This window comes from Pseudomonas sp. L7, from assembly GCF_046605565.1.
Taxonomy (GTDB): domain Bacteria; phylum Pseudomonadota; class Gammaproteobacteria; order Pseudomonadales; family Pseudomonadaceae; genus Aquipseudomonas; species Aquipseudomonas wayambapalatensis.
In genome coordinates this window covers 4,838,398-4,864,316 of sequence record NZ_CP176784.1, presented here as the reverse complement: position 1 = coordinate 4,864,316, position 25,919 = coordinate 4,838,398, and the positions used below count along the sequence as shown (strand labels likewise).

Annotated in this window: 18 protein-coding genes; 13 read left to right on the top strand and 5 right to left on the bottom strand. The window is 65.4% G+C overall.

Annotated elements, in window-relative coordinates; all coding sequences use genetic code 11:
* Positions 1–435: 435 nt before the first annotated feature.
* Positions 436–2,052 (bottom strand): diguanylate cyclase, encoded by a 1,617-nt coding sequence (locus ACK3BK_RS22290; RefSeq protein ID WP_411383338.1) that lies wholly within the window; start codon positions 2,050–2,052, stop codon positions 436–438.
* A gap of 250 nt (positions 2,053–2,302) precedes the next feature.
* Here ACK3BK_RS22290 and ACK3BK_RS22285 point away from each other — a divergent pair, with 250 nt between their 5' ends.
* The 4 genes from ACK3BK_RS22285 (at position 2,303) to speA (ending at position 6,547) form a co-directional block, all read left to right on the top strand.
* The gene (locus ACK3BK_RS22285; RefSeq protein WP_411383337.1) at positions 2,303–3,370 is read left to right on the top strand and encodes a DUF2333 family protein; all 1,068 of its coding nucleotides are present in this window, start codon (positions 2,303–2,305) and stop codon (positions 3,368–3,370) included.
* On the top strand, positions 3,367–3,900 hold the full coding sequence (locus ACK3BK_RS22280; RefSeq protein ID WP_288376604.1) for an NUDIX hydrolase: 534 nt from the start codon (positions 3,367–3,369) through the stop codon (positions 3,898–3,900). The genes ACK3BK_RS22285 and ACK3BK_RS22280 overlap by 4 nt, the downstream gene beginning before the upstream one ends.
* A 209-nt stretch (positions 3,901–4,109) precedes the next feature.
* Positions 4,110–4,481, top strand: a complete 372-nt coding sequence (locus tag ACK3BK_RS22275; RefSeq protein ID WP_186666026.1) for a translation initiation factor Sui1 — start codon at positions 4,110–4,112, stop codon at positions 4,479–4,481.
* A 152-nt stretch (positions 4,482–4,633) separates the two neighbouring features.
* The gene (gene speA / locus ACK3BK_RS22270) at positions 4,634–6,547 is read left to right on the top strand and encodes an arginine decarboxylase (protein ID WP_153774079.1); all 1,914 of its coding nucleotides are present in this window, start codon (positions 4,634–4,636) and stop codon (positions 6,545–6,547) included.
* A 42-nt stretch (positions 6,548–6,589) separates the two neighbouring features.
* Here speA and ACK3BK_RS22265 read toward each other — a convergent pair whose 3' ends face one another.
* Positions 6,590–7,927 carry an MATE family efflux transporter gene (locus tag ACK3BK_RS22265; RefSeq protein ID WP_411383336.1) on the bottom strand — a complete coding sequence of 446 codons (1,338 nt, stop codon included), beginning with the start codon at positions 7,925–7,927 and terminating at the stop codon, positions 6,590–6,592.
* 204 nt (positions 7,928–8,131) lie between these two features.
* Between ACK3BK_RS22265 and ACK3BK_RS22260 the strand changes: the two genes are divergently transcribed.
* The gene (locus tag ACK3BK_RS22260) at positions 8,132–13,033 is read left to right on the top strand and encodes an alpha-2-macroglobulin family protein (protein WP_411383335.1); all 4,902 of its coding nucleotides are present in this window, start codon (positions 8,132–8,134) and stop codon (positions 13,031–13,033) included.
* A gap of 58 nt (positions 13,034–13,091) precedes the next feature.
* Here the strand turns inward: ACK3BK_RS22260 and ACK3BK_RS22255 are convergent, their stop codons facing one another.
* Positions 13,092–13,385 carry a hypothetical protein gene (locus tag ACK3BK_RS22255; protein ID WP_054894193.1) on the bottom strand — a complete coding sequence of 98 codons (294 nt, stop codon included), beginning with the start codon at positions 13,383–13,385 and terminating at the stop codon, positions 13,092–13,094.
* Between the two features lie 59 nt (positions 13,386–13,444).
* Between ACK3BK_RS22255 and pbpC the strand changes: the two genes are divergently transcribed.
* The 3 genes from pbpC (at position 13,445) to ACK3BK_RS22240 (ending at position 19,452) form a co-directional block, all read left to right on the top strand.
* Complete coding sequence (gene pbpC, locus ACK3BK_RS22250; RefSeq protein ID WP_411383334.1) at positions 13,445–15,805, top strand: peptidoglycan glycosyltransferase PbpC; 2,361 nt, start codon at positions 13,445–13,447, stop codon at positions 15,803–15,805.
* A gap of 252 nt (positions 15,806–16,057) precedes the next feature.
* Positions 16,058–17,644, top strand: coding sequence for a collagen-like triple helix repeat-containing protein (locus ACK3BK_RS22245; RefSeq protein WP_411383333.1), 1,587 nt, complete (start codon positions 16,058–16,060; stop codon positions 17,642–17,644).
* A 137-nt stretch (positions 17,645–17,781) separates the two neighbouring features.
* Entirely contained in the window at positions 17,782–19,452 is a 1,671-nt protein-coding gene (locus ACK3BK_RS22240; RefSeq protein WP_411383332.1) for a ShlB/FhaC/HecB family hemolysin secretion/activation protein, read from the top strand.
* A gap of 19 nt (positions 19,453–19,471) precedes the next feature.
* Here the strand turns inward: ACK3BK_RS22240 and ACK3BK_RS22235 are convergent, their stop codons facing one another.
* Together ACK3BK_RS22235 and ACK3BK_RS22230 are read right to left on the bottom strand one after the other, a co-directional pair.
* The gene (locus ACK3BK_RS22235; protein ID WP_411383331.1) at positions 19,472–19,882 is read right to left on the bottom strand and encodes a response regulator; all 411 of its coding nucleotides are present in this window, start codon (positions 19,880–19,882) and stop codon (positions 19,472–19,474) included.
* A 48-nt stretch (positions 19,883–19,930) separates the two neighbouring features.
* Positions 19,931–20,107 (bottom strand): Flp family type IVb pilin, encoded by a 177-nt coding sequence (locus ACK3BK_RS22230; RefSeq protein ID WP_065861672.1) that lies wholly within the window; start codon positions 20,105–20,107, stop codon positions 19,931–19,933.
* Positions 20,108–20,390: 283 nt separating this feature from the next.
* On the opposite strand from ACK3BK_RS22230, the gene cpaB reads away from it, so the two are divergent.
* The 5 genes from cpaB to ACK3BK_RS22205 are packed head-to-tail and all read left to right on the top strand — an operon-like array spanning position 20,391 to position 25,919.
* The gene (cpaB, locus tag ACK3BK_RS22225) at positions 20,391–21,338 is read left to right on the top strand and encodes a Flp pilus assembly protein CpaB (RefSeq protein WP_411383330.1); all 948 of its coding nucleotides are present in this window, start codon (positions 20,391–20,393) and stop codon (positions 21,336–21,338) included.
* A gap of 18 nt (positions 21,339–21,356) precedes the next feature.
* On the top strand, positions 21,357–22,601 hold the full coding sequence (locus tag ACK3BK_RS22220; RefSeq protein ID WP_411383329.1) for a type II and III secretion system protein family protein: 1,245 nt from the start codon (positions 21,357–21,359) through the stop codon (positions 22,599–22,601).
* Entirely contained in the window at positions 22,598–23,788 is a 1,191-nt protein-coding gene (locus ACK3BK_RS22215) for a pilus assembly protein (RefSeq protein ID WP_186666039.1), read from the top strand. Before ACK3BK_RS22220 ends, ACK3BK_RS22215 begins: the two co-directional genes overlap by 4 nt.
* Complete coding sequence (locus ACK3BK_RS22210; RefSeq protein WP_411383328.1) at positions 23,785–25,041, top strand: CpaF family protein; 1,257 nt, start codon at positions 23,785–23,787, stop codon at positions 25,039–25,041. The genes ACK3BK_RS22215 and ACK3BK_RS22210 overlap by 4 nt, the downstream gene beginning before the upstream one ends.
* A complete protein-coding gene (locus tag ACK3BK_RS22205) occupies positions 25,038–25,919 on the top strand; it encodes a type II secretion system F family protein (RefSeq protein ID WP_186708553.1) in 882 nt (293 codons plus the stop codon). The genes ACK3BK_RS22210 and ACK3BK_RS22205 overlap by 4 nt, the downstream gene beginning before the upstream one ends.

The window sequence follows — 25,919 nt, the reverse complement described above, 5'->3', positions numbered from 1 at the left end:
CGTTGGCGGTAAAGCCCTGCAGGCTGTCCAGGCTCGGGCGCAGCTTGGCGGCCAATGCGTCTGGCCATTCTCCGAGGGCGCTGTGCAACTGCTTGTTGGCCTCCATGGCCGAGGCATGGCGCAGGGCGTCGCCGCTGGCCAGGTAGGCCTGGATATTGCCGGCGGTCTCGTTCTGGAACTGCTGGGACAGCCCCAGGTAGCGCTCCATCATCTGATAGGGACGCTCCAGCGCACGCTGCGACCACCACAGGGTTGCACCCAGGGCAAAGCACACGGTCACCAGCAAGAGGGTGTTGAAATTGGTCAGCCACTTCAGGCGCATAGCCGCGAACTTCCTGCGGGAATGGAGAGGTAGGTGCCTGAAGTTATTGCGATTTTGTGACCGGGTGATGACGACGACGGGGTGGCGCCATAAAAAAGTGGCAGAGTGCCAGTCTAGGGCTCGACCCTCACCACACAGTTGCGCCCCGCGTGCTTGGCCCGGTACAGCGCCTCGTCCGCCGCGCTGGCCATGGTCAGCGCATCCAGCGCGTCATCGAGTTGCACCACCCCGGCGCTGAAGGTGCACTGCAGGTCGTGCGGCTGGGCGGGATAGTGGATTTCGGCAAAGCGCCGGCGGATCTCGTCGAGCACCTTGTGCGCAGCTTCCAGGCCGGTGTTGGGCATGACGATGGCGAATTCCTCGCCGCCATAGCGGCCGATGAAATCGGTCTTGCGCAGGCGCTGCTTGAGGAACAACGCCAGGCTCTTGATCACCCGGTCGCCCATGGGATGGCCATGGCGGTCGTTGATCTTCTTGAAGTGGTCGATGTCCAGCATGGCGAAGCTCAGTGGTTGTTCCTCGCGGCGGGCGCGGAAACTGCAGTCTTCGAGCAGTTGCAGGATGTGGGTGTGGTTGTACAGCCCGGTCAGGCTGTCGCGCACCATGCGCGCCTTGAGATGACGGGCGCGGGCGGCGCGGTTGCGCACGGTGGTGACCAGGTGACGGGCGCGGATCGGCTTGGTGAGGAAGTCGTCGCCACCTTCGCTCATGGCATCGAGCTGCTTGTCCAGGTCGTCCTCGGCCGACAGGTAGATGATCGGTACGCTGACATAACGGTCGTTGTGGCGGATCACCTTGGCCAGTTCGGTGCCGGTGCAGTCGGGCATGTACATGTCGAGGATGATCAGGTCGGGCTGGAAGTCAGCGAGCTCGGCCATGGTGCGGATCGGCTCGGTGAGCGTGCGGGTGATGATGCCGGCGCCGTTGAGCAGGCGCTCGGTGTGCATGGCCTGGGCGCGCGAGTCATCGATGATCAGCACCCGGAACGGGTCGTATTGGGTGGCGCTGGTCAGCAGTTCGACCTTCTCCAGCAGGCTGGATGCCTCCAGGGTGCCGGTGAGGAACTCCTGGCCTCCGGCGCGCACGGCGGCGAGGCGGGTCGGGGTGTCGGTCTCGTGGAGGCTGAAGAACAGCAGCGGGATGTGCAGCTCCAGCCCTTGCTGGGCGTCGGCGGCCAGTTTGAGGCCCTGGCCGGGGCCACTGAAGTCGACATCCATGACGATGGCCGACGGCAGCCGTTCGTTCATCGAGGCACGGAAGGCTTCGGCGTTGCCCAGTGCCTGCACGCCCAACCCGAAGAACTCCAGCTGTTGCGCCAGGCGTTCGGCGCGGTCATGGTCCTGCAGCAGGATGTACACCGGCTTGCGCAAGGGTGGCAGAGGCACATGATCGAGCTGGTCGCCCTTGCGCAGGCCGGTGCGCGACAGGCGTTGCATCAGGCGATTGAGCTCGCCGATCAGCTCGGAGTTGAGCCGCGTGCTGTTCGCTTCGATTGTCCTCAGCGTCTGTCCGATGGCAATCGACAGGCTGCCGTGCTCGGGCTGCTCGAAACGGTCGGCGTAGCGTTGCAGGCGCAGATTGGCATCGCCCAGTTCGCTCAGCCCTGCGCTCGACCACTCGCCACGCTGCAGGCGCTGCCAGATTTCGAGAATCTGTCGGGCCTGGTGAATGACCCGCTGGGCGAAATGCTGCTTCAAGCGCTCGTGGCTGGGCTCGGCTGGCTGGGTCATGTCCTGACTGCTTATTGGAGGTTGGTGTGCAGGTTCAATGATGGCTCTATGCTAGCAGGTCTTTTCCTGCTCGCGAGTGCTGTGGGTCAACAAAGCGTTCAGGCCCGATTATTCAGTTCCCGACCCATTGGTCGCTTATGCGTATGGCGGCGTCTGCTTTATAGTGCTGGGACGCGGGCTTGTCGTGGCACCCTGGCCGAGGCCTGTGGTCCAAGCCCCTGAACCGTCATGATTGATTAAGGACAACGCCATGCTGGACTGGAAAAACCGTGAGGCCAAGGCCGAGCGCCCCGAGCGCGTCGATGGCCGTGGCGCTGCCCCCCGTAGCTACCTCGGCGGCCTCTGGAGCCGCGCCCTGGGCACCCTGATCGGCCTGTACCTGCTGGTGTGCATCGGCCTTGGCTGGTACTGGAGCGAAGAGCCTGATCTGTTCCCGGTGCAACAGAATGCCCAGGCTGCGGCCGAGCGTAACGGCCAGCAGATGGTGGTTGGCTATACCACCATCGAAACCCTCAAGACAGTGGCCGGCACCCTGCTCGACAAGCCGGGTGGGTATATCTCCAACGACCGCTTCCCGCCGGGGCTGTGGATGGACAACATGCCGAGCTGGGAATATGGCGTGTTGGTCCAGGTGCGCGACCTGTCGCGTGCGCTGCGCAAGGACTTCGCTCGCTCGCAGTCGCAATCGACCGAAGACGCCGACCTGGCCAAGGCCGAGCCGCGCTTCAACTTCGACAACAAGAGCTGGATCCTCCCTTCCAGCGAGTCGGAGTTCGAGGAGGGCATTAAGTCGCTCAACCGCTACCAGGTGCGCCTGGCCGCTGGCGACCAAGGCGCGATCTTCTATACCCGCGCCGACAACCTGAACAACTGGCTGGGCGACGTTGCCACGCGTCTGGGATCGTTGTCCCAACGCCTGTCGGCCAGCGTCGGCCGGGTCAAGCTCAACAGCAACCTGAAGACCGAAACCGTCCAGGCCGGCCAGGCACCGCAGGTCGACGAGGAGATCGTCGAGACGCCATGGCTGCAGATCGACAACGTCTTCTACGAAGCCCGCGGCCAGGCCTGGGCGCTGTCGCATCTGCTGCGCGCCATCGAGGTCGACTTCGCCGACGTACTGGCCAAGAAGAACGCCACCGTCAGCGTGCGTCAGATCATTCGTGAGCTGGAAGCTTCGCAGGAGCCGCTGTGGAGCCCGATGGTACTCAACGGCAGTGGCTTCGGCATGTGGGCCAACCACTCGCTGGTGATGGCCAACTACATCTCCCGGGCCAACGCCGCAGTCATCGACTTGCGTCAGTTGCTCTCGCAAGGATGACCATCAATCCCGCCGAGGTCGCGCACCGCGCGGCCTCCGATGCCGAGCTGGTGGCCTGGGTGGACGAACACGACCAGCCGCTTGGCGCCCTGGCGCGGGCCGAGTTGCGCGAGCGAGGGTTGATCGGGCGCTGCACCTTCATCCTGCTGTTCAACAGCCAGGGCGAGCTGTGCGTGCACCGGCGCACCTTGAGCAAGGCGCTGTATCCCGGGTATTGGGATGTGGCGGCCGGTGGCATGGTCGGGGCGCACGAGGAGTACGCCGAGTCTGCGGCCCGCGAGCTGGAAGAGGAACTGGGCATCGCTGGCGTCGCGTTGCGTTTTCACGAGAAGTTCTACTTCGATCAGTTGGGCAACCGCTTGTGGTGCGCGGTGTTCTCGGCGGTGTCCGACGCGCCGCTGCGGCTGCAGCCTGAAGAGGTGATCGAGGCGCGCTTCGTCACTGTGGAACAGGCAGAGGCCGAGAGCCGGGAGAAGGACTTCTGTCCGGACTCGCTGGAGGCGTTGCGCCGGTACAAGGCGAGCCTGTAGCCGTCAGCGCTCCCCCACGTCGCAAAACATTCGCAAAATGCCGCAATCCAGTACTTAGCAAGCCAGGAATTTATCGTTACACTGCGCGCCCTTTTCGGGCTGTCGCAACACCTGCGACAGTAGCGCCGCCCCTGCCAGAGTGGGGCTTCGCGGTCGGTCCAGTCCCCCTGTGGTCCGACCAGTTTTTGTCCTCAGCAAGAGGAACAAAAGTGGCCAAGAAAGCTTCTTCCTTCTCCGCCCTCGGCGGTCTCGTGTTTTCCACCGACGCTGGTCGGCACTGCCCCGACTGCAGCCAGCCGGTGGACGCGTGTGTCTGCAAGCAGCAACTGATCCCCGAAGGCGATGGCATTGCCCGGGTACGCCGTGAAAGCAAGGGGCGTGGCGGCAAGACCGTCACCACCATCACTGGCGTACCGCTGCCGCTCGAGCAGCTCAAGGACCTCGCCAGCACGCTCAAACGGCGATGCGGCACCGGTGGTGCCTTGAAAGACGGTGTCATCGAGATCCAGGGTGATCACGTCGAACTGCTGCTCGCCGAGCTGATCAAGCAGGGTTTCAAGGCGAAGAAGTCCGGCGGTTGAGTGTTGCCCGCAGGCATTTTTGCCGAGCGCTTTCTAAACTCGTTTCCGTTGCCGGGGTCTACCCGGGGACGGACGAATCGTCATTTTCAGCTTCTACACTGCGCCCGCACCCACCGCGGGGCAGTGTCTTGACTTATCTATAGGGGACTTGAATGTCCGTACGACGCACACGCAAAGACGATGGCAGCCAATGGACCGTGGCCGACAGCCGCAGTGTTTATGGTATCCGCCATTGGGGCGCTGGTTATTTCGCCATCAATGAAGCCGGGCGTGTCGAAGTGCGCCCCAACGGCCCCGACAGCGCGCCGATCGACCTCTTCGAGCAGGTCGACGAGCTGCGCCAGAGTGGCCTGTCGCTGCCACTGCTGGTCCGTTTCCCGGACATCCTGCAGGACCGCGTACGCCAACTGACCGGTGCCTTCGACGCCAACATCGCGCGCCTGGAGTACCAGAGCCAGTACACGGCCCTTTATCCGATCAAGGTCAACCAGCAGGAAGCGGTGGTCGAGAACATCATCGCCACGCAAAACGTCTCCATCGGCCTCGAAGCCGGCTCCAAGCCCGAGCTGCTGGCCGTGCTGGCGCTGGCGCCCAAGGGCGGTACCATCGTCTGCAACGGCTACAAGGACCGTGAGTTCATCCGCCTGGCACTGATGGGCCAGAAGCTGGGCCACAACGTATTCATCGTCATCGAGAAGGAATCCGAGGTCGCCCTGGTGATCGAGGAGGCCGCCGAGCTCAAGGTCAAGCCACAGGTCGGCCTGCGCGTGCGCCTGTCGTCGCTGGCTTCGAGCAAGTGGGCCGACACCGGGGGCGAGAAATCCAAGTTCGGCCTTTCGGCTGCGCAATTGCTGTCGGTGGTCAGCCGCTTCCGTGATGCCGGGCTGGACCAGGGTATCCGCCTGCTGCACTTCCACATGGGCTCGCAGATCGCCAACCTCGCCGACTACCAGCACGGCTTCAAGGAAGCCATCCGCTATTACGGCGAGCTGCGCGGCCTGGGCCTGCCGGTCGATCACATCGACGTCGGTGGCGGGCTGGGCGTCGACTACGATGGCACCCACTCGCGCAACGCCAGCTCGATCAACTACGACATGGATGACTATGCCGGCGTGGTGGTGGGGATGCTCAAGGAGTTCTGCGACGCCCAGGGCTTGCCGCACCCGCATATCTTCTCCGAGAGCGGTCGCTCGCTGACTGCGCACCACGCCATGCTGGTGATCCAGGTCACCGACGTCGAAAGCCACAACGACGAAGTGCCGACCATCGAGAACAAGGAGGCGCTGCCCGAGACCGTGCAGTGGCTGGCCGACCTGCTCGGCCCGACCGACATCGAGATGGTCACCGAGACCTACTGGCGTGCCACCCACTACATGGGTGACGTGGCCGCGCAGTATGCCGATGGCAAGATCAGCCTCTCCGAGAAAGCCCTGGCCGAGCAATGCTACTTCGCTGTGTGCCGTCGCCTGCACAACTCGCTCAAGGCTCGCCAGCGTTCGCACCGCCAGGTGCTGGACGAGCTCAACGACAAGCTCGCCGACAAGTACATCTGCAATTTCTCGGTATTCCAGAGCCTGCCCGACACCTGGGCCATCGGCCAGGTGCTGCCGATCATCCCGCTGCACCGCCTGGACGAAGAGCCCATGCGCCGTGCGGTGCTGCAGGACCTGACCTGCGACTCGGACGGCAAGATCAACCAGTACGTCGACGAGCAGAGCATCGAGACCAGCATGCCGGTGCATGCGGTACGCGAAGGTGAGGACTACCTGCTGGGCGTGTTCCTGGTCGGCGCCTACCAGGAAATCCTGGGGGACATGCACAACCTGTTCGGTGACACCGACTCGGTGAACATCTACCAGAACGCCGACGGCAGCGTGTACCACGCTGGCATCGAGACCCACGACACCATCGAGGACATGCTGCGCTACGTGCACCTGTCGCCGGAGGAGTTGATGACCCACTACCGCGACAAGGTCGCCAGCGCCAAGATCAGCGCCCGTGAGCGGACCCAGTTCCTCGACGCGCTGCGCCTGGGCCTGACTCGGTCTTCGTACCTGTCGTCGTGATCGGCGGGCCGCTCCTGCAAGGTTTGCGGGAGCGGCCCTGCTTCAATCGATCCACGCTCCCCGCTGCTGCAACCGCCACCCCACCCACCCCAGCGTCACCGCGCGCAATCCCATGAACCCGAGAAACGCCAGCCACAATCCATGGTTGCCGAACCCTCGCAGGGCGAATGCCAGCGGCAACGCGATCGCCACCGATACCAGCATCGCGTTGCGCATCTCGCGCGCTCGAGTAGCGCCGATGAACAGGCCATCCAGCAGATAGCTCCACACCGCTACCAGCGGCAGCAGCGCCAGGTAAGGCAGGTAAGGGTAGGCTGCGTCACGCACGCTCTGGATGTCGGTCTGCAGGTCGATGAACAAGTGCCCACCCAGCAGGAACAGCCCGGCAAAGACCAGACTGACGATCAGTGACCAACCACAGGCGACCACCAGCGAGCGGCGCAGGGTGTCGCGCTCACGTGCGCCGATGGCGTGGCCGCACAGGGCCTCGACCGCATGCGCCAGGCCGTCCAGGGCATAGGCAGTCAGCAGCAGGCCATTGAGCAGCAGCGCGTTGGCCGCGACCGTCGCTTCACCCAGGCGCGCGCCCTGCACGGTGATCAGCAGGAACACCAGTTGCAGCGCCAGGCTGCGCAGGAAGATATCGCGGTTGACCGCCAGCAGCGGGCGCCAGGCCTGCCAGCGTTTCAGCGCAGCCCAGGCGATGCGTCCCGGATAGGCGCGCAGCGCCGGGCGGGTCAGGGCAAGGCCCAGTAGCGCCGCGCTCCATTCGGCGGTCACCGAGGCCCGCGCCGAACCGAGTACCCCCCAGTCCAGTCCGAGCACGAACCACAGGTTGAGGACGATGTTCAGCAGGTTGGTGGTCAGCAGGATCGCCAGCGGCGCACGAGCATTCTGGGTGCCGAGGAACCAGCCGACCAGGGCATAGCTGGCCAGTGCCGCCGGCAGGCCGAGCAGGCGGGTATGGAAGAAGGCTTCGGTCGAGGCTTGCAGGGCCTCGCTGGGCTGCATCGCCTGTAGGGCCAACTGGCTGAGGGGCAGGGCGAGCAGGCCGATCAGCACGGCGAACGCCAGCGCCAGCAGCAGCCCCTGAACCAGCACCTGGCGTAGTGCCGCGCCGTCGGCGCGACCGGCGGCCTGGGCTGCAAAACCGGTCGAACCCATGCGCAGGAACCCCATCAGGCCGACCATGAAGGTGAACAGTGTGGCGCCAACGGCGACGGCACCGAGCTGGTGGGCGTGGGGCAGATGGCCGATGACCGTGCTGTCGACCAGTGCCACCAGCGGCACCGAGATGTTCGAAAGGATCATCGGTGCGGCCAAGGCCCAGACCTTGCGGTGGGTGAGGCGGTGCTGCCAGTCGTTGAGCAGTGAGGGCATGCGATTGCGCTTATCCTGTGGGAGCGGGCTTGCCCGCGAAGGGGCGCACGGCGGCCCCGGTTTTCGGCTGCTGGCCATTGTACCGGCCAGGCAACCAATCCGTGCGAACGCGGTCTCATTTGCCACTGCAGCGCAGGTAGCCTGCCTGACGTTGCGCTATAGTTTCTGCCCTCACCACCCTGCTGCCGAAGAGTCCTCTCTCCTATGCTCAACAAAGGATTGTTGCTGGCCTGCGCGCTGGCCCTGCTCAGTGCCTGTGATTCCTCTTCCAAGGACACCCCCGCGCCGGCTGAAAAGCCCGCGGCCAGCGTGCCTGCCGAAGCCAAGCCCGCCAAGCGCGAGGACCCGGCAGCGCTCGCCAAGCGCTACGCCGACCGTGAACTCAACGTGCTGGACGTCTCGGAGGTCCAGCTCGACGGTGCCAGTACCCTGTCGATCAGCTTCTCGGTGCCGCTCGATGCCAACCAGGACTTCGCCGCCAAGGTGCACCTGGTCGATACCGTCAAGGGCAAGCTCGACGGCGCCTGGGAGCTGTCCGACAACCAGATGGAACTGCGTCTGCGCCACCTCGAGCCGCAGCGCAAACTGGTGCTGACCGTCGACAAGGGCCTGCTCGCGGTCAACGGCAAGACGCTTCAGGGTGAGTCGGTCAGCCGCCTGGAAACCCGCGACATGCAGCCGACCATCGGTTTTGCCAGCCGTGGCTCCCTGTTGCCCACCCGCCTGGCCGAAGGCCTGCCGGTGATCGCCCTGAACGTCGACAAGGTCGATGTCGAGTTCTTCCGGGTCAAACCGGAAATGCTCTCGACCTTCCTGGTCAACTGGGGCCGAAACAGCAGCCTGTACTACTACCAGTCCAAGGAAACCCTGGACATGGCCGAGCTGGTCTACAGCGGCCGCTTCGACCTGAACCCTGCACGCAATACTCGCGAAACCGTACTGCTGCCGATCGCCGGGATCAAGCCGTTGCAGGAGCCGGGCGTCTACCTGGCGGTGATGCGCGCCTCCGGCACCTACGACTATTCGCAACCGGCGACCCTGTTCACCCTCAGTGATATCGGCGTGTCCGCGCACCGCTACCGTGACCGCCTGGACGTGTTCGCCCAGGCCCTCGAGGGCGGCAAGGCCCTGAGCGACGTGACCCTCGAGCTGCACGACGACAAGGGCAAGCTGCTGGCTCAGGCCAAGACCGATGGCAAGGGCCATGCCGAGTTGCCGATCACGGCCAAGGCCGACACCCTGATCGCCACCCAGGGCGTGCACACCACGCTGCTGCGCCTGAACACCGCCGCACTGGACCTGGCCGAATTCGACATCACCGGCCCGCAAGCCAATCCGTTGCAGTTCTTCATCTTTGGCCCGCGTGACCTGTATCGCCCCGGCGAAACCGTACTGCTCAACGGCCTGCTGCGCGACCAGGACGGCAAGCCGGTCAAGGCTCAGCCGGTGACGGTCGAAGTGCGTCGCCCTGATGAGCAGGTCAGCCGCAAGTTCGTCTGGGAGGCCGACCAGAACGGCCTGTTCCAATATCAGCTGCAATTGGCTACCGAGGCGCCGACCGGGCGCTGGCAACTGCTGCTCGACCTCGGCGGTGGCCGCAAGCAGGTCTACGAGTTCCTTGTCGAAGACTTCCTGCCCGAGCGCCTGGCGCTGGAGCTCAAGGGCAGCAAGACCCCCCTCAGCCCCGAACAGACCGCACGCATCCAGGTCAATGGCCGCTATCTCTATGGCGCGCCAGCTGCCGGCAACCGCCTGAGCGGCCAGGCCTACATCCGCCCGCTGCGTGAAGCCGTACCGGCGCTGCCGGGTTATCAGTTCGGCTCGGTTACCGAGAGCGAACTGACCCAGGACCTGGAACTCGATGAAGTCACCCTCGACCAGGCCGGCAAGGCCATCGTCGATATCGAGAGCCGCTGGGCCGAGGCCCGCTCGCCGCTGCAATTGACCGTGCAGGCCAGCCTGCAGGAGTCTGGCGGTCGCCCCATCACCCGGCGTCTGGAACAGCCGATCTGGCCGGCTGATCGCCTGCCGGGCCTGCGCGGCCTGTTCGATGGCGAAGAGACCGACAGCGATGCCCCGGTGCAGTTCGAGGTGCTGGTCGCCGACCGCGACGGCAACAAGCTCGCCGCCGACGACCTCAAGGTGCGGTTGATCCGCGAGCGTCGCGACTACTACTGGAACTACTCGCAAAGCGATGGCTGGAGCTACAACTACAACGAGAAATTCCTCACCCAGAGCGAGGAAACCGTCAGCGTCAAGGCCGGCTCCACCGCCAAGTTGACCTTCCCGGTGGAGTGGGGGCCTTACCGCGTCGAGGTCGAAGATCCCGAAACCGGGCTGGTATCCAGCGAGCGCTTCTGGGCCGGTTACCGCGCCCAGGACAACGCCGAAGGTGGGGCAGTACGCCCTGACCAGGTCAAGCTGGCGCTGGACAAACCTTCCTACGCCGACGGTGCCACCGCCAAGGTTACCGTCACGCCACCTGCGGCCGGCAGCGGCTACCTGATGATCGAGTCCAGCGACGGTCCGCTGTGGTGGCAGGAGATCGACGTACCTGCCGAAGGCAAGACTTTCGAGGTCGAGCTGGACAAGAAGTGGGCCCGCCACGACCTCTATATCAGCGCCCTGGTGATTCGTCCGGGTGAGCGCAAGGTCAATGCCACGCCTAAACGCGCCGTCGGTGTGCTGCACCTGCCGCTGGACCGCGCCGAGCGCAAGCTGGCGGTCAGCCTGCAGGCGCCGGAGAAGATGCGCCCCAAGCAGCCCCTGACCGTGAAGTTCAAGGCCGTCAATGCCGACGGCAGCGTGCCGAAGCAGGTGCATGTGCTGTTGTCTGCGGTGGATGTGGGCATCCTCAACATCACCGACTTCAAGACCCCCGACCCCTTCGCCAGCCTGTTCGGTCGCAAGGCCTACGGCGCCGACCAGTTGGATATCTACGGCCAGTTGATCGAAGCCGGCCAGGGCCGCCTGGCGAGCCTGGCCTTCGGGGGTGACGCTGCCATGGCCAAGGGTGGCAAGCGCCCGAACACCACGGTCACCATCGTCGCCCAGCAGAGCCTGCCGGTGACGCTCGACGAGAAGGGCGAAGGGCAGGCCACAGTCGATATCCCCGACTTCAACGGCGAACTGCGCCTGATGGCGCAGGCCTGGACCGACGAGCACTTCGGCATGGCCGAAGGCAAGACGGTCGTCGCTGCACCGCTGATCGCCGAGCTGTCGGCGCCGCGCTTCCTCGCCGGTGGCGACCAGACTCGCCTGGCCCTGGACCTGGCCAACCTGTCTGGCCGTGCCCAGCAGCTCAACGTGCAGGTGACCACCGACGGGCAACTCGACCTCGCAGGTGCCGCCCAGCAGAGCATCAACCTTGCCGAAGGCCAGCGCAGCACGCTGATGATTCCGGTGCAGGCCCGCGGTGGCCTGGGGCAGGGCAAGGTGCACGTGCGTGTCGATGGCCTGCAGTTGCCGGGCGAGACGGCCACCGGCTTCGAGCGCGAATGGACCCTGGGTGTGCGCCCGGCGTATCCGGCGATGCTCAAGCACTACCGCGTGGCGCTCAAGGACCAACCCTGGACCCTGCCCGAGAACGAGCTGGCCGAGTTCGAACCGGCAGGCCTTGAAGCCAGCCTTGCGCTGTCGAGCCGCCCACCGCTGAACCTGGCCGAGCAGATCCGTGCCCTCGAAGCCTACCCCTACGGCTGCCTGGAGCAGACCACCAGTGGCCTCTATCCCTCGCTCTATGCCGATGCCGACAGCCTCAAGCGTCTGGGTATCAAGGGTGAGCCGACCGATGTGCGCAAGCGCAAGATCGAAATGGGCATCGAGCACTTGCTGGGCATGCAGCGCTACAACGGCAGCTTCGGCCTGTGGAGTTCGGACAGCGAGGAAGAGTACTGGCTGACCGCCTACGTCACCGACTTCCTTCTGCGTGCGCGTGAGCAAGGCTACGGCGTGCCTGCCGAGGCCTTGAAGAAGGCCAACGAGCGCCTGCTGCGCTATCTGCAGGAGCGCAACCTGATCGAGGTCGACTACAGCCAGGACGCCGAACACACCCGCTTTGCCGTGCAGGCCTACGCCGCGCTGGTGCTTGCCCGCAGTCAGCAAGCGCCGCTGGGTGCGCTGCGCAGCCTGTTCGAACGCCGCAGCGATGCCCGCTCCGGCCTGCCGCTGGTGCAACTGGCGGTGGCGCTGGACAAGATGGGCGACAAGCCGCGCTCGCAGCAGGCGTTGCAGGCAGGCCTGGCGATAGGCCGTGGCAAGGGTTGGCTGGCCGACTACGGCAGCGCCGTGCGTGACCAGGCGCTGATCCTGGCGCTGCTTCAGGAGAACAACCTGGCCAGCAACCAGGTCGATCAACGCCTGTTCGCGTTGTCCGACGAACTGGCCTCCAACCGCTGGCTGTCGACCCAGGAGCGTAATGCGCTGTTCCTCGCCGGTCGCGGCCTGCTGGGCAAGCCCGAAGGCAACTGGCAGGCGCGTCTGGACAGCGCTGGTGAGGTTCGCGAGTTCAACAACACCGAATCGGGCATGAAGCTCGAAGGCCCGTTGCTGGCATCGCCGCTGAGCATCCAGAACCAGGGCAGCGATACGCTGTACCAGCAGTTGACCCTGTCCGGCTATCCGCGCCAGGCGCCTGCGGCCAGCAGCAATGGTATGGAGATCCGTCGCGAGTACCTGGGCATGAACGGCCAGGCCCTGGACCTGCGCAACCTGCGTAGTGGCGACCTGGTGCTGGTGCACCTGGCGCTCAAGGCCCAGAGCCAGGTGCCGGATGCGCTGGTGGTCGACCTGCTGCCGGCGGGCCTGGAGCTGGAAAACCAGAACCTGGCCCAGAGCGCCGCCAGCCTCGACAACGCCAGCAGTGCCGTCAAGCAGTGGCGCGAATCGATGCAGAACGCCAGCGTGGTGCACCAGGAGTACCGCGACGACCGTTATGTGGCCGCCCTCAAGCTCGACAGCTACGGCACCACGCACCTGCTGTACCTGGCGCGTGCGGTAACGCCGGGCAGCTATCGCATTCCGCCGCCGCAGGTAGAGTCGATGTACCGGCCGAACCTGCAGGCAGTGGGGGATAGTCAGGGCGAGATGGTGGTGCGTAGCCGTTGATGCGACTGTGGGAGCGGGTGACTCCGCTCCCACAGGTTCATGGATGGCGGGCCTCGGGTCAGTGAATGATCCAGCTCAACACCCACAAGCCCAGCACCAGCCAGATGATGCCCATCACGATCGACGCCCGCATGAACGCCCGGATCGCCGAGTACAGCAGCATCAGCCCGACGATCAGCGCAAGGATGCTGACCAGCGAGGTGTCCATGCCCAAGGTGCGCGCCAGCCCGTCGATGAAATTGCCGCCGGCATTGGCCAGCAGATTGAACAGCCCGCTCATGATATCGACGATGAACTTGATCACCGCGCCCAGCGCCTGGCCCAACCACTCGAAAAACCCTTCTACATGCATAGCTGCTTCCTGATGATCATCCCAAGCCTTTGGCCATCGTTCGATGGGGTCGGTTCCCGATGCCAGGCGCAAGCATAGTTCGCCCGCGTACGCGCAGCGCAAGGATCTTGCGTGGTGTCGGCATTACTGTGCTGTCGAGCGTCGTCTTGCTGTGGCTGGCGGATCGCCTGTGGCCGTTGCCGATGCCTGGTGACGACCTGGCGCGGGTGGTGCTCGCTGAGGACGGCACGCCGCTGTGGCGCTTCGCCGATGCCGACGGCGTGTGGCGCTACCCGGTCAGCCCCGATGAGGTATCGCCCTTGTATCTGGAGGCGCTGCTCACCTACGAAGATCGCTGGTTCTACGACCATCCCGGGGTCAACCCGCTGGCGCTGGCGCGTGCGGCCTGGCTGAACCTGCGTGGCGGGCGCGTAGTGTCCGGCGGCAGCACGCTGTCGATGCAGGTAGCACGTTTGCTCGACCCCCATGATCGCACCCTGGCCGGCAAGCTCCGTCAGTTGTGGCGTACGGCGCAGCTGGAATGGCACCTGTCCAAGCGCGAGATCCTGCAGATCTACCTCGATCGCGCGCCCTTCGGCGGCACCCTGCAGGGTGTCGCTGCCGCCAGTTGGGCTTACCTGGGCAAGTCGCCCAAGCACCTCACGCCTGCCGAGGCGGCACTGCTGGCCGTACTGCCCCAGGCACCCAGCCGCCTGCGCCCGGATCGCCATCCCGAGCGTGCGCAGCGTGCCCGCGACAAGGTGCTGCAACGCCTGGCCGATTACCAGGTGTGGCCTGAGCAGCGGATTGCCGAGGCCCGCGAAGAGCCCTTGCTGCTCGCCCCGCGCCAGGAGCCGGCGCTGGCGCCACTGCTGGCTCGGCGGCTGAACACGGCGGACAGCCCACCGCTGATCCGCACCACGCTCGATGCGTCGTTGCAGCGCCGTCTCGAAGACCTGCTGCTCGGTTGGCGTGCACGCCTGCCCGAGCGCACCTCGGCGGCAATCCTGGTGGTCGAGGCTCAGACCATGGCCGTGCGTGCCTACCTGGGGTCCATCGACCTGGGCGATGAGCGCCGCTTCGGCCATGTCGACATGGTGCATGCCCTGCGTTCGCCCGGCTCGACCCTCAAGCCGTTTCTCTATGGCATGGCCCTGGACGATGGGCTGATCCACTCCGAATCGTTGCTGCAGGACGTACCACGCCGCTATGGCGACTACCGTCCGGGCAACTTCTCGATGGGCTTCAGCGGGCCGGTGTCGGCCAGTTCGGCGCTGGCGTTGTCGCTCAACCTACCAGCGGTTCAGTTGCTCGAAGCCTACGGGCCCAAGCGCTTTGCCGCGCAGATGCGTATCGGTGGGGTGCCGCTGATACTGCCGCCGCTGGCCGAACCGAACCTGTCGCTGATTCTCGGCGGTGCAGGCAGCCGTCTGGAGGACTTGGTCGGCGGTTATGCGGCGTTGGCCCGCGAGGGCAAGAGCGCGAAGATCCGCCTGCAGCCCCAGGATCCGCTGCTGGAGCGGCGCCTATTGTCGCCGGGTTCGGCGTGGATTGTACGGCGTATTCTCAGCGGCCAGGCGCGCCCGGACCGCGACCCGCACGCCGAGCTTGTGCAGCGCCCGCAACTGGCCTGGAAAACCGGCACCAGCTATGGCTTTCGCGATGCCTGGTCAGTGGGGGTCGGGCCGCGGTACATCATTGGTGTGTGGATAGGCCGACCCGATGGCACGCCGGTGCCGGGCCAGTTCGGCCTGGCTTCGGCAGCGCCGCTGATGCTGCAGGTGCACGACCTGTTGAGCAACCGCGACAGCCAGCGCGGCATTGCCGTGCCGGTGGAAAACGTGCCGGGCAGTGTCGGCGTCGCAGCGATCTGCTGGCCGCTGGGGCAGCCGATGAGTCGTCAGGATCCGCAGTGCCGCCGCCAGCGTTTTGCCTGGACCCTCGACGGCACCACGCCGCCGACCTTGCAGGCTGCCGACCAGCCGCTGGGGTTGGGCCTGCGCGAAACGGTGTGGGTCAATGAGCGCGGTTTGCGGGTCGATGCCAACTGTCCTGGGGCGAAAGCGCAGGAAATTGCCCTCTGGCCTGCCCCTCTGGAACCTTGGCTGCCGCGGGTAGAGCGGCGTAGTGCGCGGCTGCCGATGGTCGATCCTGGCTGTCCACCGCAGGCGGCGCCCAGCGCGCCGCCGCTGTCGATCGTCGGTGTTCGAGCAGGCGACAACTTGCGCCGGCCGCTCACCAGTCACGATCCATTGCAACTGCACGTATCGGCGCTGGGTGGGGCAGGGCGGCGCTGGTGGTTCCTCAATGGCCGTCCGCTGGGCGAGACCGAAGGGCAGGACAGCCTGCTGGTGCGTTTCGAGCAGTCAGGACGCATCGAGTTGAGCGCCTTGGATGAGAGCGGCGAGACGGCACGGGTCGAGTTCCAGGTGGCGGAGTAGCCTCTCTCAGCCAGCGTTTCGTTGTACTAATGACATGGTATTAAACCTTTCGGTCAGCCATTCGGGCGAATATTTCAACTTGCTGAATTTGATGGATTTTTTATCGGCGTCAGCACCTTATCCCGCCGTATTAATACCAACTTACGACCTACCGCCGTCGAACCGCCAGAGCTTCACTGCTGACTGAAGGCATAACGCTGGCCAGCCTGGCCAGCGCGCCTATCCAACAACAAAGCAGTGCGGGAGTCGCCCATGAAAACTCAGGTTTGGATGAAAGCGAGTACGGCATTGGCGCTGGTCATGGCCCTTGGGCTTGCCGGGTGCAGCAGCGGTGGTGGTGGTCATCACAGCGAGGTTGATGGCTCGTCCGCCGATGGTGGCGCTGGTGCAGGTGCAGGCGGCGGCTCCGACGGAACGGGCGGCAGCGGTGGTGATGGCGGCGGTATGGCGGGTGGTGGCAACGGCGCAGGCAGCGGTGGCACTGGTGGTGGCACTGGTGGTGGAGGAGATGGTACGGGAGGCGGTGGTACCAATCCTGGTAACGGTGGCGGAACGCCAGGCGGTGGTGATGGTGGTACCGGTGGAGGTAATACGCCGACTCCGCTGGTCACCGGTCAGGTCATCGGCCAGGTCGGCAATACCGTTTCCGGCCTGGGCGATGGTGTCAGCAACCTGGGTGAGGTGATCGGCTCGCTGCCTGTGGCGGGGAACACTTCGTTGACCGGCGGCGTGGGTTCGCTGGTGTCGTCCACGGGTGATGCAGTCAGCAGTGTCGGCTCCGGCCTGAGCGAGGGCCTTGGGCAACTGGGCACCGGAAACAATGCCGTCGGTACCACGCTGGGCGTGGTGGGTGCGGCCACCTCCAACCTGGGGACCGGCGTATCCGGCCTGGGGCAGGGCGTAGGTGGGCTGGCAACGAACTCACCGGTCGAGCAGATTCCGTTGGTCAATCAAGTGGTGGCAGGCGCCGGGCAAGGTGTAGACCGTGTCGGCCAGGCCGTCACCATGTTGGGCAACACGCTGACCCCCATCGGCACCAACGGGCCGCTGGCTGGTGCCACCCAAGGGGTGAGCAATGCGTTGGTACCGGTGGTATCGCTGGTGGAAAACACCACCGCCAACGTCACCCGACAAACCGGGCTCGCAGGCCCGCTGAACCAGACCCTCAACCAGGTCGGCGGTGCACTCGACCAGGCCGGGCAACAGGTTGCAGGTGCCGGTAACGGTAATCCATTGACCAGTACGCTCGGGCAAGCGGTGAGCAACGTAGGCAGCACTGTCAGCACCACCAGCGGCCTGGCCCCGACAACCGGCGGTGCACGCACGGGCCTGCTGGAAACCGTCGGCGGCGTGGTGGCTGGCGCAGGCAGCGGGCTGGCGGCGGGCACTGGCAATCCGGCAGTGGTGTCGGCAGGTGGCAGCACGGGGCAGGTTGGCAATACCGTTGCTGCGCTCGGCACCGTGCTCGGTGGCAATGGCGTCACCAATACTGCAGCAGGTGCTCCGGTGGCAGCGGTAACGCAACAGGTGAGCGCCGGTGTGGCGCCGGTCGTCAGTGGCGTGGCCAGTGTCACCCAGCAGGTTGGCGCTGCGACGGGCGTCGGTGCGCCGGTCGCCGGGTTGCTCAATCAGGTGGGTGGTGCGGTGGCCAGTGCAGGCAGCCAGCTCGGCGCGGCCACTGGCAACCCGGTAGTCAGCCAGGTGGGCGCGACGGTCAGCGCAGTCGGTGGCACCGTTGGCCAGGCAGGCACGCTGGTCAATGGCGGTGCTGGCCAGGGTGGTGGGCTCGGCGGCGTACTCGGTGGTGTGACCGGGGCCTTGGGTGGCGCGCAGCGTTGATCCACTGCCCGGCGGATCTTTTTCGCGGATCCGCCGGGCGCCTGGTTAGACGACAGCCTGCTCAGCACCTACGCTTGCATTGACAAGGGGCGCTCGAACCGGGCGCCCAGGGTTCCACAGGATCATGGAGTGTCCGAATGCGTCCACTGCTGGTGACGATGCTGGCGCTGTCCTGGGCCTGCGTGGCCCGCGCCGAACCCCTGCCGAGTTTTCTCAACAGCAACGAAACCGAACGCCGCCTGCCCACGCCGAACCTGCCGGTGGACGCCTACCGTCCCGGCAAGCCCGGGCTGCATGTGCCGGCGCCCGCCGCACCCCAGCAGACGCCCTTGCAGATGAACACCCAGGTCCTGGTGCGCAAGGTGCGCTTCGAGGGCGGGACCGTCTACCCCTTGGCGGATCTGCGCGAGCACTACCAATCGATACTCGACCGCAGCGTGACCCTCGCTGAACTGATCGAGGTCACCCGACGCCTGACTCAGCGCTACCAGCAGGACGGCTACCTGTTGTCCTACGCCTATCTTCCGCCGCAAGACTTCGCCGATGGCCGCGTGCGGGTCGTGCTGGTGGAAGGTTACATCCGCGACTATGAGGTTCAGGGCGATATCGGTTCCGCGTCGGGCTATGTCGAGCGCCTCGTGAACAAGCTCAAGGCCGAACGGCCGCTGACGCGCAAGACCTTCGAGCGCTACACCAGCCTGATCAGCCGTATCCCCGGTGTCACCTTCCAGGCCCAGGTGCCGCCACCGGGCACCACCGACGGTGCCACGCGCCTGATCGCCCAGGCTTCGCGCAAGCCCTTCACCACGACCCTCAACCTCAGCGATGGCAACCGTGACGACCTGCAGGCGCTGCTGGGGGCCAGCAGCAATGCCCAGACCCGCTTCGCCGAGCAATTGAGCGCCAGCGTGCTGGTGCCGCCGGGCGAGGACAAGGAACACTATTACCGCCTCGACTACAGCCAGTTCGTGGATGACGAAGGCACGCAACTGCTGTTGTCGGCATCGCGCTATCGCAGCGACCCGAAGGCGCGCATTCGCCTGGGCAACGGCATCGACCTGACCCAGCACCGCGAGAACGAGCGTTACTCGATCGGGCTCAGCCAGGCGCTGATCGCCTCGCCGACCGAATGGCTGGATGTGGTCGGGCGCTTCTATGCGGTCAATGACCAGATCGACTACCAGGTCGTGGGTTTCCCGCTAAAGCTCGACAGCCACACCGACATTCGCGCGCTGTCGTTCGAGGGCGATTGGCGCAAGGCCGAGGCCAGGCGCCTGCGCATTCTCAGCGCCGGGGTCTACCAGGGCCTCGACCATTTTGGCGCACGCACCAATGCAGGCTATGACCTGGATTTCCTGCGCCTGCGCCTGTCCGGCGTGCAGAGCGACAATTTCCTCGAGCACTGGCAGGGGGTCGTGTCCGCTGCCGGGTACTGGAGCAACGACAGTTTGCCCGACAGCGAACGGGCGGTGTTCGGCGGGCAGAACTTCGGCCGTGGCTACCCCAGTGACCAGGCGTCCGGCGACAAGGGCTGGGGCCTGGCCTACGAGCTGAACTACAGCATCCAGCGCGAGGGCCAGTGGCTGAAGGTGCTGCAGCCCTATGTGGTGCTCGATGCCGCGCGAGCCTGGTTCAACGAACTGGAGGTGCAGAAGGCGAAGATGTCGTCGGCGGCGGTGGGGGTGCGGTTTGGCGATGCGCGCTATTACAACATCGCGCTGGAGGTGGCCAAACCCATGTCGGACATCGCCCTCGACAGCCTGAACCGGCGGCCGAGGTTCACGGTGAGTTTCAGTTATCAGTTGTAGGGGAGGCTGCTCCTGCGGCCTACTGCCCCACCACCTGCATCACCGACTTGGGAAACAGATTGTCGAGTGTCTCCAGCAAGCGGGCGTGGTAGATCGGTTTGCGAAACAGGTCGAGCACATGCAGGCGTAGCAGGTCACTGACGTCGTCCATGTCGGCATGGCCGGACATGACGATCACCGGCAGGTGCTGGCGGGCGGTGTGATCGCGCAGGCGCTTGATCAGGCCGATGCCGCTTTCTTCGGGCATGCGCAGGTCGGTAATCACCAGGGCCACATCAGGGTAGCGGGTGAGCTGTTGCAGGGCGGCCTTCACCGAGTTGGCGGTGTGGCACTTGAAACCTTCGTTCTCCAGCAGTTCAGCCAGCTCCTGCAATGCCTCTTCCTCGTCGTCCACCAAAAGAATCTGCTGGCGCGAGGAAGAGTTCGACATGCTTGGCTCCTGTTCGCCTGGCGTTATGCTGCGGCGTGCTGCTCAAGGTCATAGCGCCCCGGAGATGGCGGTGAACATCGTGGTGATCTTGCCGGAGATCGCGGGTACGAACGGCACCAGCACCACCGCGACCATTGCGGCAATCAACGCGTACTCGATACCGGAAGCGCCGTCTTTGCGGGTAATGAAGTTCTTGCAGTGCTGAAGGATCTGCTGCAGTTGCATGGCACATCTCCTTGCGCCGAGGGCGCGGGGTAAGGACGTGGCTAAGTAACGTCCATTTGCCATCATAGAATTGCCAAGCTGGTGAAGCCTGCAAATGTAAAAAGGCATTAACCCTAAAGTATTGGAAGCCGAGGCTTTTTCTAAGTGCCTGTTTTCCCTGCAAGTCCGCGTGCCAGACGAAAAAATCCCGTTTCCGCTCATGGCGAACGGTGAGGTCTGCGCTACCGTTCAATAGCGAAATAGTTACCTTTTGCCATCACGGCAATAGCGCAGGGAGGCGGAGATGAGCAGTCGCTTGACCATGGCCCTGGCTGTCCTGTTTCTACTCGGCGCCTTGCTCGCAGGTTACTGGGGGCTGGTGCTCAGCCGCCCGGCCACACCCCCCGTCATTCCTGCCCCGACGATTGCCGAGGCGCCTGCCGAGGTGATCGTCGCACCTCCCCAACCGCCTGAGCCGGCACGTACCTCCATCGTCGTGTTGCGCAGAGCGCTACCGGCGAACACGCCGCTGACCGAGGACGATGTGTTGCTCGAGCGCCTGCAGGTGGTGCCTGCCGGTGCGTTCCAGCGCATCGACCAGGTGCTCGGTCGCTCCAGCGCGCGTCCGTTGTCGGCAGGCAGTTGGCTGGACGAGGCGAGCTTCCAGGCGGGCGGGCCACTGGCGCGGATGATTCGTGCCCATGAGCGCGCGGTGGCCGTGGGCGTCGATGATGTGGTGGGGGCTGCCGGGCAACTGCGCCCGGGCGACTACGTGGATGTGTTGCTGTTTCTTCGCGAGGAGAACAACAACCCACAGTCTTCAGCCCAGGTGGTGTTGCCGGCCCTGCGCGTGCTGAGTGTCGGCGAGCAGATGGGGTTGGCCAACGATGGTCGCCCGGCACAAACCGTCGAGGAAGAAACGGCTCGGCGCGAACAGCACGGGAGCCAAGGCAGCGCCGGCGGCACCCGCACCGTGACCTTGGCCGTGCCCGAGGCGCTGGCCAGCCGCCTGATGCTCGCTGCCCAGGCCGGCACCCTGCGCCTGGCCGTACGCAGCGCCGATGAACAGCGCCTGGCGCGTTACTGGGCCGAACCTGAGACCCGGCCGCAGATCGAGAGCGCCGGACGCGAGCTCTATCGCTTCAGCCAATTGTCCCAGTCTCCCGTGGCCAGTGCTGCTCCTGCCACCGCTGCGCCTAGCATGCAGATCATTCGTGGCGCCAAGGCTGCCGACACCGACAAGACCCCCTGACCAGGCAAGGATGCAGCGATGCGACGTTCCGAGCGTAGTTTCCGAGATGCGTGCTGTGCACTGCTTCTGGCGGCATGGCTGCCCCACGCCCAGGCGGCGGTGAACGGGTGCGAGGCTTTCGGCCAGTTGCCCTCGGTGATCGAGATGGACCAGGGCCTGCAGCAGGAACTGCGCCTGCCGCTGGCGATCAGCCGGGTGGCGGTGGGTGAGCCCAAAGTCGCCGACGTGCAGGCCAGCGGCGATCGTGCGGTGCTGTTGACCGCCGTGGGGCCGGGCAATACCACGTTGATGCTGTGGACCGCCTGTGCGTCGGCGCCGCACCGGGCCATGCTGTTCGTCAAGGGGCGCGCCAGTGCCGACATGACGGAAGGCAGCCTGCTGCCGTCCCAGGATGCGCAGTTGCCAAGCCAGGTGCAGGCCGATATCCGCTTCGTCGAAGTGCGCCGCAACAAGTACAAGGAGGCGGGGGCGCGTTTGTTCTTCAAAGGCTCTAACAACAGCCTGATCGGCTCGCCGGGAACGGTGCCGAATACGGCCGTGACCCCGGGCTCGGTGCCGATCGCCCGTCCTGCGATTCCGCTCGACGACAACGTCTTCAACATCGTCTGGGGCGGTGGCAGCAGCAAGTTCCTGGCGGCGATCAACGCTTTGGAGAACAGCGGATTCGCCTACACCCTGGCGCGTCCCAGCCTCACCGTGCTCAGTGGCCTGACTGCCAGTTTCCTGGCCGGTGGCGAGATTCCGGTTCCGGTGCCCAGCTCCGGCAGCGACAACGTGTCGATCGAATACAAGGAGTTCGGTGTGCGCCTGGCGCTGACACCGACCGTGGTGAGCCGCGACCGCATCACCCTGAAGGTTGCTCCCGAGGTCAGCGAGCTGGACTACAACAACGCGGTAAACATCGCCGGCACCTTGGTGCCAGGGCTGAGCGTGCGCCGCACCGACACCAGCATTTCCCTGGCCGATGGCGAGAGCTTCATCATCAGCGGCCTGGTCAGCAACAACACCCGCTCCTCGGTAGACAAGCTCCCCGGCCTGGGCAACCTGCCGATCCTCGGCGCGTTCTTCCGCCAGTCGGCGCTGGTGCGTGAAGAGACCGAGCTGCTGATGATCGTCACCCCGCACCTGGTCCAGCCGCTGGCGGCCAATGCGCGCCTGCCGCAGTTGCCGGGTGAGGCGCTGCGCACCTATGACCCGAGCTGGGGCCAGCTGTTCTTCCTGGAAAACGGCAACTTCGAAGGCCATGGGGGGTTATCACGATGAACGACAGCCTCAACCAGACCTACCTGGCCATCACCCGCAACGAAGACGACCTGCAATGGTTGCAGGACGCCTTGGCGCCGCAGGGGCAGGTGATCGGCGCCAGCGCTGGCACCCTCGACGAATTGCTGGCGCTGGTGGATGTGACGTTCAGCAACCTGGTGTTCATCGGCCTCGACCGCGAGCAGTTGGTCAGCCAGTGTGCGCTGATCGAAGGGGTGCTGGAGGCCAAGCCGATGCTGGCCATCGTCGCGTTGGGCGATGGCATGGACAATCAATTGGTGTTGCACGCCATGCGCGCCGGCGCGCGGGATTTCGTCGCCTACGGCTCGCGTGCCAGCGAGGTGGCCGGGCTGGTGCGCAGGCTCGGCAAGCGCCTGCCGACGGTCACCAGCAACCCCAGCCTGGGTGGCCTGACCGTGCTCTATGGCGCCCAGCGCGGCGCCGATGGTGCGCTGCTGACCACCCACCTGGCGCGGGTGGTGCAGGAAAGCGGCCAGCAGACCTTGCTGCTCGACCTGGGCTTGCCACGCGGCGACAGCCTGGCTCTGCTCGGGCTGGAGGCATCATTTTATTTCGGCGATGCCTTGCGCCACCTGCGCCGCCTCGACACCACGCTGATCGACAGTGCCTTCACCCGCGACAAGGGCGGCCTGCGCCTGCTGAGCTATGCCGAGAACGATGATCCGCTGCGCCAGACCAGCGCCGCCGAGCTGTACATGCTGCTCAGTGCTTTGCGCCAGCACTTCCAGCACATCGTCGTGAACCTGACCGGGCACGCCGACAGCGAAGCGTTGCGCACCATCGTCAGCCACTGCGACAAGCTGATCGTCTACACCGACCAGAACATCCTGGACTGCCGGCGCAACCTGGAAGTCCTCGAACTGTGGCGCGACCGCGGCATCAAGCTTGAGCATGCCAGCTTGTTGGTGGACCGCTTCCTGCGCAATGTCGCCCCGGATGCCGAGGCGCTCGCCAAACGCTATGGCCTGCCGCTGCTCAAGGTGATGCCGGACTGCCCCGAAGTGCGCCTGAACGTTAAGAACCAGGGCCTGAGCCTGTTCGAGCTGGCCCCGCGCGAAGGCCTGACCCAGGCCCTGCGTGCCCTCGGCGAACGCCTGGCGCGGCGCTCGGAAAACCTCGCTCCACCGAGCTTCCCCTGGCTGCGTCGGCTGTGGGGTAGCAAATGAGTGGCGATGAGCCCTTTGGCGGTCAGCGCCACGCGTCGGGCGACCCCCACGCGCTCAAGCGAGCGCTGCACCGCTTTGCGATCGACGCCATCGAGGACAGCGGACGCAACCTGCTCGAAGGCGCACGCCCGGCCTTGACCCAGTTCGTCCTCGAGCAGGTGGGAGACTACGTCGGGCGCTTGCGCCTGGCGCTGTCGCGCTACGAAATGGAGCGCCTGGCCGAGGAACTGGTCGATGAACTCACCGGCTTCGGCCCGCTGGAAGTGCTGCTGCGCGATGCCAGCGTCACCGAGATCCTGGTCAATGGCCCGCACCGGGTGTTCGTCGAGCGGGCCGGGTTGTTGCAGCAGACCGACCTGCGCTTCATCGATGCGCACCATGTCGAGCGGGTCATGCAGCGTATCCTCGCGCCCCTGGGACGACGCCTGGACGAATCTTCGCCGATGGTCGATGCGCGCCTGCCCGATGGCAGCCGGGTCAACGCAATCATCCCGCCAGTGGCGCTGGACGGGCCGTGCCTGTCGATCCGCAAGTTCCGCCAGGACATGCTCAAGAGTGCCGACCTGCTGGCTACCCGCGCGATCGATCAAGCCATCTTCGATTTCTTCGAACGCGCCGTGGGCCGTCGTTGCAACATCCTGGTCAGCGGCGGCACCGGCACCGGCAAGACCACGCTGCTCAACATCCTCAGCCAGATGATCGCGCCGCGCGAGCGCCTGGTGACCATCGAGGATGTTGCCGAGCTGCAACTGCATCACCCCCACGTGGTGCGCCTGGAAACCCGCCCACCGAACGCCGAGGGGCATGGCGAGATCAAGCCCAGCGAGCTGATCCGCAACGCCCTGCGCATGCGTCCTGACCGCATCATCCTTGGCGAGATCCGCGGCGCCGAGGTGCTCGATGTACTCACCGCGATGAACACCGGCCACGACGGCTCGATGAGCACCGTGCACGCCAACACCGCGCAGGATGCCTTGCTGCGCCTGGAAACCCTGGTCGGCCTCAGTGGCCGGCAGATCGCCGAGAAGACCTTGCGCCAGATGATCTGCGCGGCACTGGATGTGGTGATCCAGTTGACGCGTTTGCCGGATGGTCGGCGTTGCGTCAGCGAAGTGCTGGAGGTGGTCGGCATACGTGAGGATGTGTATGTGACCAACACCCTGTTCCGCCTCGACCGGCGCGGTGGTGAGACCTTCCTGCGCGAGGCGCCGAACCCGGCAGGCAGCAAGCTGCGCCAGGACGGTGTGGCGTGATCGGGCCGTTGCTTCTGGCGCTGGCACCGCTGCTGCTGGGGTGCGCCCTGCTGCTGTTTCGCCTGGGGCTGTACAAGCGCGGCGAGGAGCGCGTCCTGCAGCGTCTGGGGCGCGCTTACCAGGCGATTCGAACGGGCAGCGCCCGGCGCGACTGGCTCGACCCGCTGCTGCAGCGGGCCGGCCTGGTCAGCGCTGATGTGCGTTTGCAGCGCTGGTTGCTGATGTGGGGCGCGCTGGCATTGCTGGCGATGCTGCTGGCCGGTTGGCTGGCCGGCCTGATGGTGCTGCTCGGTGCGCCGCTGTCGGGCTATCTGTACTTGAGTTGGCGATGCCGCCGGCGCATGCGTCAGCTCGTCGAGCAACTGCCGGGTCTGCTCGACTACAGCGTGCGCAGCCTCAAGGCCGGTCGGACCCTGAGCGATGCGGTGCTCGGCGGCATCGACGGCACGCGCGAACCGTTGCATTCGACCATGGGCCGTGTGCGCCGCAATGTGCAGATGGGCGTGCCATTGGAGGATGCGCTGAGCGAGCTGGCCGAGCTGTACGACCAGGACGAGTTGCGCCTGTTCGCCCTGGGCCTGCGCATCAACCAGCGCTACGGCGGCAATGCCAGCGAGCTGATGGAAAACCTGATCAAGCTGATCCGCGAACGCGAGCAGGGCGCGCGCCAGCTCAAGGCCATGACCGGCGAAACCCGCGTCACCGCCTGGGTGCTGGGGGCCTTGCCGCTGTTCATGGTCGGCTACTTCCTGACGGTCAACCCTAACTACCTGATGAGCCTGTGGCGCGACAGCAGCGGGCAGTGGCTGCTGTTCCTGGCCTTTGCCCTGCAGGCGCTCGGCTGCCTGGTGTTGTGGCGCATGATGAGGAGTCTTTGA